Consider the following 12,963-nt stretch of genomic DNA (forward strand, 5'->3'; position numbering starts at 1 on the left):
AGGTGGCTGGTAACCCGGCAGATTACGCCGGGTTGCGGGGGCTTTTGGGGGTATTAACCTGCTCCAGCCGGATGACGTGGTGACGGATGCTGCGCAAAAACAACAGGCTTGGGATCACCATCAGCGCCGTTAAGATGAAAAATGCACTCCAGTTACCATCGAGACCATCCACGATAAAGCCACTGCCAGAGGCAAGCAAGGTCCTGCCTGCCACGCTGAGCGAAGCCATCAATGCGTACTGTGAGGCACTGAACGCCCTGTTACACAGTAGCGATATAAATGCCACCATGGCGACCGCGCTCCAGGCAGCGGTAAAGCCGTCGACGACCACCGTAGCGGCAAACAATAGCTTATTAGGACCGGCCTGTGCCATTACCGCAAACATCAGGTTTGACGCGGCCATGGCGATCCCGGCTATCATCAGCCCCCGGTAAATTCCATAACGGATGTTGACCATCCCGCCAATTAACGAGAACACAATCGTGACCCACCAGTTGAGCAGTTTAGAGAGGGTGCCGATATCGGTATTGCTGAAACCGATTTCCTTGTAAAACACAATACTCATGCGGCCGAGAAATGCCTCGCCGATTTTAAACAGAAAAATAAACAGCAGCATGGACAGGGCAATCCGTACTCCGTTGCGGGTAAAGAAATCACGGAAGGGCTCTACCAGGGTGACCATTAGCCACGCAGAGACCCGTTTTATGGCTTTATCACCGTTCTCGCCGAGTACGTGTTCGTAGCGCAGCATGGCATCCTTATGAGCCTGCTCACGGTCTATATCAGGCTCTTTTGCCAGTAACGTAGCCACCACCAGCACGAGCATGGTGCCAGCCAACACCAGGTAAATATCCGGCCAGTACCAGCTGGCCGTGTCGGCCAGGAAAAACGGGATAGCCCCGAGTCCGCCGTAACCGGTCCACCAACCGGCCGTGGCCAGTGAGGACGCCGCTGACAATTTATCTTTTTCATGTTCTTCAATGACATCGATGCGGTACGCATCAATGGCTATGTCCTGAGTGGCAGAACAAATGGCGATAAGCAAGCCGGTGAACGCCAGATAAAATAGCGCGCTCTGGGCACTGAGCTGGGACATGATGAGGCAGCATAGCGCAATCCCTAACTGCATCAGGCTAATCCAGCCACGGCGCTGACCTAACCATAGCGGGCGTATACGGTCGAGCAGCGGCGACCACAAAAAGTTCACCGAATAGACAGCAAAAATAGCCCCGAACAGGCCAATAGCCGACCGGGACAGACCCTCATCTTTTAGCCACGCGGATAATACCGAGCCAATCATTACCCAGGGAAAGCCACTGGCAATGCCGAACAGAAAAATACTCAGAAGACGGCGGTCGCGAAACGCACGCAGGGTAGATAACAACACAACTCAGCCTGGAAAAAAGGTTTGCGCTATTGGATCATGTATCCGCAGAGGGTGCAACCCTGACGAGGGTTATGGACGAATGCCTATACAGTCAAAGGGGCAAATTCCCTTATCTTCGAGATAAAGCATGCAGGTGGTCATTTCTTCCACCAGGTAGGTGTCGTATCTGAGCTTATCTTCCGGCCAGTAGTGGGTTTGGTGGAGCAAATGCCAGAATACCCGCTCTTTTTGCGTATAAGGGTGCTCGAGGGTGTATTGAACCTGTGCCCATTCTTCCAGTGTGTCCCAGAAAAACAGATCCAGCTCAGCAAACGGGAGGTCACCAGACCAGAAGTTTCGAAGATAGAAGCAGAGCTGCCGGGCTTTTAATGCAATGAAGGGTTCGACTTTCACAATAAAACTACCTGTGTGCCTCAGTTCGGTTAATTATAGTCTGCAACGCCAGGGATTGCGTTATCACACCGTAAAATTAGTATGAGACTCAGGAAAACACGAAATAAAAAAATAAATTGTTACCAGCATGCGCTCTATGGGGGGAGGGTCACCAGCCTAAGTAACTGATCCAGCCGTATATTTCACCGCTAAGCCAGTTAACAAAGGGGGCGTTCGCAGAGCGCCCGTCGGCACTGGCCGTGTTAACCGCCTGGAGTTGACGCTGACGGTACTGAAGCTTAAGTGCGGTGCGTGCCGCATTGCGGCGTTTGGTGGCGGTGTCCCGTTGCCAGGGATTAGCCATGCTGGTACTGATATCAAGCAGCGGAAAGCCAGTCTGTGCCATCAGGCCAGGTAGCTCATGATTGTATTCACGTTGTGGCCAAAAGGGGGCGATAGTGATCATGGAGTCTGGCGGTGCGAGTGTGTCTGATGCGGACAATGCCAATAACTGCGCGGCGGTCATGCCACTGGCAACCACCAGCCGGTAGCCTTTGTAGGAGGTCAGATAATTATTGAGCGCGGTCATTAGCTGCAGCAGTTGCGCCTGCGAGGCTGCATAATTGACCGCGGGTGTGACTGACGCCGACATCGGGTGAGGCTGAGTGGCGGTCTCGCCGGTAGTCTCTGTCGTCTGCGTCGCCGGGGCGCCTGTTACCAGCAACGACGGACTCACCAGGGTATGCCAGCCCTTCGTGTTCAGGGCAAACGCCAGTTCCCGGGCTGAGGCAAGGTTGAGGTTCTGCGTGCCTTCCTCTACCAGAATAATGATCACGCCGCGCACCAGTGGCAGGGAAGCTTCGGAAAATAACACCGGTACCGTTTGTTCACCGGCCAGGACCGTCTGGTATTCGCCGGGAAAAAACTGCCGGGCTACATCAGCAGCACGCACACTGGCACCGGCGGTGTTGGCCAGTGCTGTCAGGATTAGCGCCAGTGCGCCAGCTAGTTGTGTGAGTCGCCTGTTCATACTCTTCACGGTCAGTTAATTACTTACCCTACTGTGACAGGTTATCGCCCGGCCGTCGAAATCCTGTAGCGCTGAGGCGACCGTCAGCTTAACAAAAAGGTGAGGTGGCAGGCAGTGGTTCGGGCTGGGTGTCCATGAACGGCACGGGGGCCGTGAACAGCATGGTTTCACCAGTATGCGGGTGGGTAATCTGCAAACTCTCAGCATGCAGTTGCAGGCGGGAAGCCATAGCTTTGCCTTCCTCGTTGGCATATAAACGGTCGCCCAGAATAGGGTGGCCGATAGCCAGCATATGCACCCGCAGCTGATGTGAGCGACCGGTGACCGGATATAACGCAACGGTAGTTTCTTTATCATTGCCGTCAATGCGCTCGTAGCGGGTCAGTGATGGCTTACCGTTCTTATGGTCAACCTTCTGCTTAGGCCGGTTTGGCCAGTCTACTATCAGTGGCTTGGCGACCTCACCCTGAGAGACCTTCATTTCCCCGTAAACCCGGGCATAGTAACGTTTGCGCGTTTTACGGGTTTCAAACTGCTTGGAGATATGGCGGTGCGCTGCTTTGTTCAGGGCCATGATCATAATACCCGAGGTAGCCAGGTCCAGCCGGTGAACCACGGTGGCAGTCGGGTATACCTGTTGCACCCGGCGGGCCAGTGAATCTTTGTGCGCTTCCGCTCGGCCGGGCACACTCAATAGCCCACTGGGCTTATTGGCGACCACGATATGATCATCCTGATAAACCAGGGTGAGGTAGGGCGAGTAGGGCGGCTGGTAAACAAAATCCGGATTGTACGGCATTTGGCTCTCCGTTATGGGTTGTTTACAACAACGCGTAGTGCATCGAGTTGGACATCGGCCTGCTGAATGACCTTGTCCAGCGCCTGCAGCTGCTGCTCAATGAAGGCGATCTCAGTGTCACGCACCGCAGGATTACGCTTTTGCAGGTCCTGCAAACGCTGGATTTCACCATTCAGAGTGCTGTGCATCGCCGTCAGGGCGTCGTGCTGGATCTGGTTGGCCTGCTGGTGGGCCAGCTTGCGGGCCGTTTCCAGTTGCAGCGTAAGTGGCTGATGCAGGGCTTTGGTCAACTGATGGGCGACTTTGCGCCCGGCTGGCCGGTGTACATCAAAGCTGTGGTCGGCCTGTTTGCCGTTGGCATCCAGACAGATACGAATAGGCGTCTGGGGCAGGAAGCGTCCCAGCTGCAGGCTTTTCGGTGCATTGGCCTCCAGGGTAAATAAGGCTTCTAACCAGTAGGCACCCTTGGGCAGTGTGGCATCTTTAATAAAGCCAATGCTGGCCTTGCCATGCACATCGGTCAGGATCATATCAATGGCGTTATGCACCAGCGGGTGGTCCCAGCTCAGAAAGTGGACGTGTTCCAGCGTGGTGGCTGCGCGCCGTTTGTAGGTCACTGTCATGCCCTCGGGATCCAGCCCAGGCAACTGCGATACCATAGACTCGGTGGAGCGCAGAATAAAACAGTCGTTCCCCTGTTCTTCCTGTTGCACACCAATGGCGTCGAACAGGCGCCCCATGAACCGGGACAGGTCCTGCGAACTGTCCAGCTCAATAATGTCTTCTAATAACTGTTCAACCCGTCCTTCACCGGAGGCGTTGAGTTCGAGTAAGCGGTCCCGCCCGGCTTCAAGCTGACTCTTCAGCTGTCGGTTAAGCGTCTGACTGGTTTCTACCAGCTCGGCGCTGGCCAGCATGTCATCGGGAGACAGGCACGCATGGGTGAGCATGTCTGCGACCTGCTCGTACACACCCGCGCCGGTAGGACAGGTTTCCTCAAACGCGTTTAACCCTTCGTGATACCAGTCCAGCAACACGTGCTGGGCGGTATGTTCAAGGTACGGCACGTGGATATTCACATCCTGAAGCTGGCCAATGCGATCGAGGCGTCCGATGCGCTGCTCCAGCAAGTCAGGAGTAAGGGGCAAATCGAACAGCACCAGGTGGTGGGCGAACTGAAAATTACGTCCTTCACTGCCGATTTCGCTACACAGCAGAATTTGTGCGCCGTCTTCCTCTTCAGAAAAATAGTGGGCAGCTTTATCCCGCTCGACGATACTCATGCCTTCATGGAATACACTGTGCCGGATCCCCGACTGCTGGCGGATAACTTCACCGAGTTGCTGCGCGGTCACTGCGCTGGCGCAGATAAGTAAGACTTTCTCCGGTTTAACCTCGGGTAAAAAGTTCAGTAGCCAGTCTACCCGCGGGTCCAGACTGGTCCAGTCAGAAACCACACTGGGTTGGCGCTCCGGATAGAGGGCGTCGGTTAAATCGCCGCCGTGAATGGCCCCGTCATAAGCCTGGGGAGCAGGTAACGGATAGGACGACAGATGACGCTCAGGAAACCCGTCAATGCCTGACCGGCGGTTACGGAATAGCACCCGGCCCGTGCCATGACAGTCAATGAGCTGGTGCAACAGGGCATAGCGAGCCTCGCCAGTATCCAGAGAGTCGGTGTGCGCCATCACGTCAGGGGCAAAGTCGTTGAGCACTTTCATTTGATGGGCATCTGGCTGGGTATCCGACAACAGCGGTGCGACCGCATCGGCCAGCTGACTGTAACGGGATTCCTCGTCCAGGAAGGCGTTATAGTCGTGAAAACGTGCAGGGTCGAGTAAGCGCAGACGGGCGAAGTGGCTTTCATGACCCAGCTGGTCCGGCGTCGCAGTAAGCAGCAGTACTGCCGGCGTGGCGGTGGCCAGGCTTTCAATGCACTGGTACGCCGGTGACGGTGCGTCGGCGGACCAGGCCAAATGATGAGCCTCATCGACAATCAGCATGTCCCAGCCGGCTGCCATCGCCTGCTCGTGACGCTGTGGGTTATTGCTCAGAAAATCAATACTGCATAACACCAGCTGATCATTTTCAAACGGGTTTTCACCTTCCTCGTCCAGTGCTTCACAGCGGCTTTCATCATAAATAGAGAACGCCAGATTGACTCTGCGCAGCATCTCCACCAGCCACTGATGCACCAGGGAGTCCGGCACTACAATGAGTGCGCGGGAGACTCGGCCGGTTTTCATCTGCCGGTGCAGAATAAGTGCGGCTTCGATGGTTTTACCCAGTCCTACTTCATCTGCCAGCAGCACCCGGGGGGCGTGACGATTACCTACTTCTGAGGCAATGTGAAGCTGATGGGGGATAAGCGAGATACGCGCACCGCCAAGTCCAATGGTGGAGGAGCGCTGATATTCATACTGATGATTCAGCGAATTCAGGCGTAGATCAAACCATTTGGGCTTATCCAGCTGGTTGTTAAACAGCCTTTTTTCCGGTTGGTTAAGGCGGATATGCGGGTCGAGCAGGGCTTCAGACAGCCGTGCGTCGGCTTTGGTATCTTCGCGCAGGCCGTGATAGATCAGTGCGCCCTGGGTCTCTTCGGTGTCGGTGACCGTCATTGTCCAGCCATCCTGGCTTTTTACGGTTTCACCCACCTCAAACGTCAGTCGGGTCAGCGGCGCTTCCTGCTTAGTGTAGATTCGGCTTTCACCGGTTGCCGGGAATAGCATTTCAACGGAACGAAAATCGACGCTGATGACAGCACCCAGCCCCAGCTCTGTTTCAGTGTTACTCAACCAGCGCTGACCCACTGAAAACGAATTATCTACACTCATATCTCACCAACCTGATAAATGGGGGCGGTATTGTACGCATTGCCGCCAAGCCTGAAAAGCGCTGATTATCAGCCATGTCTGATTCGGGTTAAATTGGCCGGGTGACTGCCGCGGGTCAGCGGCTCCCAGCCTGCTTTTTGCTCAGCAGCACAGGCAGGACGCCAGTTACTGCTAGTGTAGCATACGCGGGAAGGCTGAGAGTGGTTCGACCCCAGGGAGCACAGGGGCTGAACATTCACCCGTATTACCATTATGCGGTTAGCCGAGCACTTTATTGCTGGCAGCTATTCGGGAGTGTGGGGTCGCCCGGCGCGTGTAAAAAAACTTGCAGAAAAAAAGTGCGCATCGGCACAAACTAGATTATGGTGAAATTGTAAGTCGACGCGACACGGAGTGGTTGTCCGGATCGACCCACAACTGCTCCAGAGCGTGACTCCTCGTTGCACGTCAGCAATTAGGCGGGCCTGATTTACCTACTGGAGCGACGGATGCCAAGACAAAAATCAACCGAAACCAAAATCTACGTCCTAGACACCAATATCTTGCTACACGAACCGCACGCATTTTTGTCGTTTAAAGAAAACGACGTGGTAGTGCCGATGACGGTACTCGAAGAGCTCGACTACATCAAAGACAGTAAGAAGGACGTGGCGCGTGATGCCCGGGTATCCATTCGCGCAATGGAAGACTTGCTGCACGATGCCACCCCCGAGGACATGCTGGCGGGTGTCTCTATGGAAGGCATCGGCGCCGGTGACACCGCACCTACCGGTAGCCTGTCTATTTTCACCGATCTCAATATGGTGGAGTCGCAGCAGGTATTTACCAGCAACGAGAACGACAACCGTATTATCAATGTGGCGTTGCATCTGCAAAAAACCTACGCGCCACAACAGGTGATACTGGTCACCAAAGATCTCAACATGCGGCTAAAGGCCAAAGGCGCCGGGCTCGCGCATGTGGAAGATTACCGCACCGATCAGTTAATCAGTGACATCAAGTACCTGTCCCGTGGCTATCACCGGTTTGAAGGAAACTTCTGGGAACAGGTCAAGAGTGTGGACAGTCGCTCCGAGGGGCGCGACACTATCCATACTATTCCCCGTAATGTGCTGCCCGAAGCCTACGTAAACGAGTTCCTGCTGGATGACACCGAGCAGTTTGCAGGGCTGGTTGAGTCGGCTTCCAGTGACTCTCTGGAAGTCCTGGACTTAGGTTATGAACGGTTGATGGGCCGGCATGCCTGGGGGATCACGCCAAAAAATATAGGCCAGGCAATGGCGTTGCATTCGCTGCTTGACCCGCACATTGACCTGGTCATTCTCACGGGCCCGGCGGGCAGTGGGAAGACACTGCTGGCGCTGGCGGCAGCGCTGGAAATGGTAGTCGAACGTAACATGTACGATAAAATTATCGTGACTCGCAGCACCCCGGAAATTGCCGAGTCGATTGGCTTTTTGCCGGGCACCGAAGAAGAAAAAATGCTGCCCTGGCTGGCCGCGATAACCGACTCACTGGAAGTGCTGCACAAGCACGATGAAAATACCAAAGGCTCGATGAGTTACATCATGGAGAAAGCCAACATTCAGTATAAATCGGTCAACTTCATGCGGGGACGCAGTATTCAGAACGCCATTGTTATCCTGGATGAATCACAAAACCTGACGGCCTCCCAGCTGAAAACCATCATTACCCGGTGTGGTGAAGGCACCAAGCTGATTGTGGGGGGGAACCTGGCGCAAATTGACAGTAATTATCTGTCTGCGGTGACCTCAGGCTTAACATATCTGGTAGAGAAGTTTAAGGACTTTTCCGGCAGTGCCACCATCAACCTGGATGGCGTAGTGCGTTCGCGGCTGGCGGAGTTTGCGGAACAGCAGTTGTAGATCGGGTCTGCTGCCCGGGGGAGTGCAATTGCACCCGGGCAGCAGTATAACGACGTAACAGTAAATAAGGGGGCGGCACCACTGCCCCCGATATCTTGCATGGGGGACTGCAACAGGGCCACACAGCTGCCGGTCGCACTCAGCTATGCAGCACGCACTGGCCAGTCATCGTTCACCGCTACCCGGGGGCACCCCGCCTACTGTCAGAAGCTGTATTCCATCCCCAGGTTCACCGTGGTGCCTAAGCCTTTAACACGGTATCCGCCATACGTGTAGGCCTGTGCCCTGGCCGGAAAGTAATCTTCATTCAGTAAATTCTGAACACCGAAGAAGCCCCGCAAGTTATCTGCAAAGGTATAGTGACCATTCAGGTTAACCACATGGTAACTATGAACCGGTGCCTGATCGGTGCTGTAGTTACCCTCTGTGTCGGGTTCGAACCGGTCACGATCACCCACGAACAGGTATTCGACGGCGAGTCTGGTGCGGTCGTCAGGCCGCCAGTTAGCGATCACTGTGGCCTTTGGCGGGTTAATTGTTCGCCCGCCCAGATACACGTCCTCCTGTGTATCTTTCCCTTCCACGTAGCTGTAGGTAGCGGTTACGTCAATCGAAGACGAAAAGTGATAATTTACCAGCCCTTCATAGCCCCAGATTTCTTGTGGTGCACGAACGGGCAGATAAACGCCGGTTTCTGCATCGAATCGTGTAGACGTGCCAAGTTCCGATGTACTGAAGTAAGCGGAGAATTCAACGCGCAAATCGGCGCCCAGTTGGGAGGTAAAGCCAGCCTCATAGTTGTCGATTACAGAGGCTTCCGTTCTTATATTTGTTATATCCGTGACGGTAGCAGTTCGTAATAATCGGCCGGTATCGGAGATATCGGCACCCTGGGAATAGCTGATAAAGGGGTGAAACGCATCGTTCAGCTGGTATTTAAGCGCCAGGTTATAGGTGGTCGCCTGATAGTCAATTTCGCCTCCGTCTACCGCTACAGAGACTGAACACTGGTCTGCCTGCCGGCATAACCGCAGGGTAGTGTAGTCATCTACACCTAATGTTATGTGTTCGTTTCTGATCCCCGCTTTAAGAATAAAATCATCTGCGAACAGCCATTTAGATTGCAGAAAGCCAGCCAGATTCTGCATATCCATTTCGGGCACCCACACCCGCCCATCTACCAGTGGCTGAGAGGTAACGTCGTTCAGAGCATCTATGCCATAGATAAATGTGGCTTCGACACCGCTGTAGTCAAGCTGGCTACTGAAGGTGGCGCGCAGTCCCTTTTTCTGAGATTTTATGACGGATTGCCCGCCATCGTACCCTTCGGCAGGGTTGGCCAGACTAGGGGAGTAGAAAAACACATTTTCAATATTCTGCTGGTAATAATCGACTACCAGCTCGGTATTCGTAAAGATGTCTGAATCTTCGTACGTGACCATCAGGTTGGTATTGCCATCTGGTCCTTGTGGTTCCCCCTGCTTTTGTAAAGGACTGGCAACGTGTATGGCGAGATCTTTGTGGCCGTCGTTGACGTCTCCCAGGTCGGTTTTCTGTTGGGAACGATAATAGTTGTAGGCAACCTGAAATGTTTTATCGTTATCTATATCGAAGCCGACTTTCGCGAAATAGTTTTGTGAAACGGTATCAGACAAACCATATTGCAGCCCCAGAATATCTCCCTGAGCATCCCGTTGCACACCGTTTTCCTCAACGCTGGAGGTAAACAGATACTGCCACCTGTTGCTTCGGCCAGTTACAGCGGCCTCAACCCGTACTCCTGCGCTTTCATCTGCCCGCACGGCACTGAACCGACTGGATACAGCCACCTCACCTGATATGCCATCCTCTGTCTGTGAGGAGCGAGTGATGTAGTTAACAATTCCGCCAGCCGCGCCGTTGCCGAAAATAGACGTCGCACCCTTAATGACCTCGATGCGTTCAATAGCGCTGGGATCCAGCGTTTTTACGCCCAACGACCCATTACGCAGTGGGGTAGACTGGGGTACGCCGTCAATCATGATGAGCGGCGCGCGGCCTCGCAATGTTTGCCCCGTATTACTGGAGCTGCCAGTATCCGGGCCCATACCGGGAACATAGATGGCCAGTAAGCTCTGTAGCTCCGGGGTAACCCGTAAATGCTCCTGAATTTCCTCCGCACTTATAATTGTCACCGAAGCCGGCACTTCATCAATGCTCTCAACCACACGACTGCCGGTGACCACGATGCGCTCTACGTTCTCATTTGCCATAGCGTTTGCTATGAAAGCACTACAAAGCAGGGGGGCAAACACTCGTATGTTTAAGGGGTTTATTGTTGATTTCATTATGCTATTTCCTGAAGAGGGAATAGCGTAATGGTAATTCAAATGATAACTATTATCAATTGCATCTATTTCTTTTTACGGCCAGATTCTCGCTTGGCCCAGCAATAAACCCCTGAAATAAGAAAAAATACCGGCGATAGCGCGATGAGTAGCCATACCACCTGCACTACCGGGCCGGCGAAGTCGCCAATATGAAATTTGTATTTAAAGTTCCATACCTGTGTGGCAACGGAGGTTTGTGAGGCGTCGTACACTGGCAGAGTGTCGCCGGTATACGGGTCGCTCCAAATCCAGCTGTAGGCATGTGATTCTTGCGGCATTTTGACCCTGAGTCCGACCGGCTCAGTAGGGGTAGCAGGCAAATAGATACGGAATAATTCGGCTTGCGGTAAGGCCTGAAGCCCGTTTTTGACGGCCCGGTCGATATTGGGTTTTGTTCCACTGTCAATGAGTGGCGGCGCGGGGCGTGGTGCAATCGTACCCGGCGATAACGTATTTACTACAGCTGTGGTGGGGACTTTCCAGTTAAACGCGATCCCTGAAAAGCTGATTAGCAGTAAAGGCACAAACAGCATCACGCCCGCTACCGTGTGCAGCTGATAGATGACTATTTTCGCCTTGGCTGAAAACCTGACAGTTAATCTTTTCAGTCGCTTTTTAGGCATCACCCATAACACGAAACCCACCAGCACTTCGAACATAAGCAGTACCGCGATGACGCTTACCCAATCACGCAACGGAGTCGCGCCCCCATCGTCACGCAGTAACAGCCACCGGTGAGTGGCCATTAGAAAGCCATACAGCTGGTCTTCGAATGCGTAGGTTAATAATACGCTGCCGGTATAAGGATTCACGCTGGCGTACTCGCCGTCCTGAAACCTGAACTGCCAGGCCCAGTTCTCGCGGTCGGGTTCAAGGCTGATGGCTGCTACCGGGGAGCCTTTGACTGCTTCGGCCCTCTCTATCAGCGTATCAACATTCATCGTCGCCGAGCGGGTGGGCACGGTCCAGTAGTGGGGATTAATCTCGCCCTGAATATCTTTGGCGTAAATAAGTAATGCGCCAGTGACGCTAAGGGTAATGACAAATAATCCGGTAGTTAATGCAATCCATAGGTGACAATGACGCAGAAACTTTCTGACAATAACTTTTGCGTTCACAAGAGACTCTGAGTTAGTTGAAATAAGCGGTGTTATCGGCTCCAACTATACAGAAACTGATACAAATGTTAATGGTAATTGTTTTCATTTGCGTGTTTGAGCCGTTGACTTTCATCAGCGTTTGGCCTGCGGGATCGCAATGTACGCAGTTCTGCTCTAAAAAGGGGTTACTGAATGGCTTCCAGTACGTAACGCTGGTTGCGTACTGCCATTACGGTATCGGGGGAGACCTGGCCGAACGGCAACTGCGCGGGGCCGGTGGGGTCAAACAGCACGAAGTCACGGTTGTTGTGTTTTAAGGTGGTATCCCCTGCCACAGGGGCTATGGCTAAGCCGAGCAACGCATGCTGGTCTAGCAGCACCAGTACCATGGGGGTGGACGGCAGAAAGGCTCTGACAATGGATGCAGCCAGCACCGCCTTGCTGTCACAGTCGCCGAGATTCTGGGATAGCAGGGTGAACGGCGGAGAGAATCCGGCACCATGACTGTCCGCCCGGTCTTCCAGCGTATCGTACGGAATACTCTGTAACCAGCCCAGCATCAGGTTCATATAATTTCTGGCATCGGACTGCTGATCTACTTTCTCATAAAATGCCTGCGACAACGGAATAAGCGCCATGGTGTTTTCTGACACATAGCGGACATGGTCCGGTTTAATGGCGGGCTGATTCATGGGCGTGCGATATTCGGTGAAGTAGTGCTCATCAAGGTATTCATCGAAGGCCAGTTCACGGGCGCGGGTCAGTTGCTGCTTTACCTGCGTAATCTGGTTATTGTTACCGGCCACCACGGCCATTTGAATGTCGTTCCCCCGCTGACTCAGGTTCACCCGCGCTACTCTGGGATCGATCTCTCTGGCTGATTTCAGCATTTCCACATACACATAGCGTTGGGCAATGGCAGGCCGGTAGGCGGTCTGCTGCAAGGGCACGTCGGCAAGTGCCTCGCGGGCAAGCGTAAAGCGCACCGACTGCATGGCATTATTGCGATCGACCCACTGATAGTGAAAGCCGAAGCCGGTGTCGGTGGTGGTTCGCTCAAAAAATTGTTGCCGAGCGCCTGCGTCACTGCCCCAGCCCAGTAGGCAGATCAGCATCAGTGTGCGGCAAGATGGCAAACACTTAGGGAATACAGTCATCTACCCATTATGGTGAGCGGTTAGCT

The 12,963-nt window shown here is 53.7% G+C and carries 9 protein-coding genes; 1 reads left to right on the forward strand and 8 read right to left on the reverse strand.

The features are described from left to right. Positions 1 to 22: 22 nt before the first annotated feature. The 5 genes from OCL06_RS00200 to rapA form a co-directional block, all read right to left on the reverse strand. Complete coding sequence (locus OCL06_RS00200) at positions 23 to 1,384, reverse strand: AmpG family muropeptide MFS transporter (protein ID WP_262991872.1); 1,362 nt, start codon at positions 1,382 to 1,384, stop codon at positions 23 to 25. A gap of 72 nt (positions 1,385 to 1,456) precedes the next feature. Further along, positions 1,457 to 1,780 carry a hypothetical protein gene (locus OCL06_RS00205; protein WP_262991704.1) on the reverse strand — a complete coding sequence of 108 codons (324 nt, stop codon included), beginning with the start codon at positions 1,778 to 1,780 and terminating at the stop codon, positions 1,457 to 1,459. A gap of 148 nt (positions 1,781 to 1,928) precedes the next feature. After that, positions 1,929 to 2,789, reverse strand: coding sequence for a DUF3530 family protein (locus tag OCL06_RS00210; protein ID WP_262991705.1), 861 nt, complete (start codon positions 2,787 to 2,789; stop codon positions 1,929 to 1,931). 88 nt (positions 2,790 to 2,877) lie between these two features. Next, a complete protein-coding gene (rluA, locus tag OCL06_RS00215; protein ID WP_262991706.1) occupies positions 2,878 to 3,588 on the reverse strand; it encodes a bifunctional tRNA pseudouridine(32) synthase/23S rRNA pseudouridine(746) synthase RluA in 711 nt (236 codons plus the stop codon). An 11-nt stretch (positions 3,589 to 3,599) separates the two neighbouring features. Continuing rightward, entirely contained in the window at positions 3,600 to 6,425 is a 2,826-nt protein-coding gene (gene rapA, locus OCL06_RS00220; RefSeq protein WP_262991707.1) for an RNA polymerase-associated protein RapA, read from the reverse strand. A 488-nt stretch (positions 6,426 to 6,913) separates the two neighbouring features. On the opposite strand from rapA, the gene OCL06_RS00225 reads away from it, so the two are divergent. Next, complete coding sequence (locus tag OCL06_RS00225; RefSeq protein WP_262991708.1) at positions 6,914 to 8,311, forward strand: PhoH family protein; 1,398 nt, start codon at positions 6,914 to 6,916, stop codon at positions 8,309 to 8,311. 203 nt (positions 8,312 to 8,514) lie between these two features. Here the strand turns inward: OCL06_RS00225 and OCL06_RS00230 are convergent, their stop codons facing one another. The 3 genes from OCL06_RS00230 to OCL06_RS00240 form a co-directional block, all read right to left on the reverse strand. After that, the gene (locus OCL06_RS00230; protein ID WP_373318417.1) at positions 8,515 to 10,638 is read right to left on the reverse strand and encodes a TonB-dependent receptor; all 2,124 of its coding nucleotides are present in this window, start codon (positions 10,636 to 10,638) and stop codon (positions 8,515 to 8,517) included. 65 nt (positions 10,639 to 10,703) lie between these two features. Further along, on the reverse strand, positions 10,704 to 11,798 hold the full coding sequence (locus tag OCL06_RS00235; RefSeq protein ID WP_262991710.1) for a PepSY-associated TM helix domain-containing protein: 1,095 nt from the start codon (positions 11,796 to 11,798) through the stop codon (positions 10,704 to 10,706). Positions 11,799 to 11,965: 167 nt separating this feature from the next. After that, entirely contained in the window at positions 11,966 to 12,895 is a 930-nt protein-coding gene (locus tag OCL06_RS00240) for a hypothetical protein (RefSeq protein WP_262991711.1), read from the reverse strand. Positions 12,896 to 12,963 lie beyond the last annotated feature (68 nt).

Source organism: Alteromonas salexigens (genome assembly GCF_025628895.1).
Classification (GTDB): Bacteria; Pseudomonadota; Gammaproteobacteria; order Enterobacterales; family Alteromonadaceae; genus Alteromonas; species Alteromonas salexigens.

Bases quoted from the DNA above. Each gene is read 5' to 3' on its own strand.
- OCL06_RS00210 (WP_262991705.1), bottom strand. From the start codon at position 2,789: ATGAACAGGCGACTCACACAACTAGCTGGCGCACTGGCGCTAATCCTG.
- rluA (WP_262991706.1), bottom strand. From the start codon at position 3,588: ATGCCGTACAATCCGGATTTTGTTTACCAGCCGCCCTACTCGCCCTAC.
- rapA (WP_262991707.1), bottom strand. From the start codon at position 6,425: ATGAGTGTAGATAATTCGTTTTCAGTGGGTCAGCGCTGGTTGAGTAAC.
- OCL06_RS00225 (WP_262991708.1), top strand. From the start codon at position 6,914: ATGCCAAGACAAAAATCAACCGAAACCAAAATCTACGTCCTAGACACC.
- OCL06_RS00230 (WP_373318417.1), bottom strand. From the start codon at position 10,638: ATGAAATCAACAATAAACCCCTTAAACATACGAGTGTTTGCCCCCCTG.
- OCL06_RS00240 (WP_262991711.1), bottom strand. From the start codon at position 12,895: ATGCTGATCTGCCTACTGGGCTGGGGCAGTGACGCAGGCGCTCGGCAA.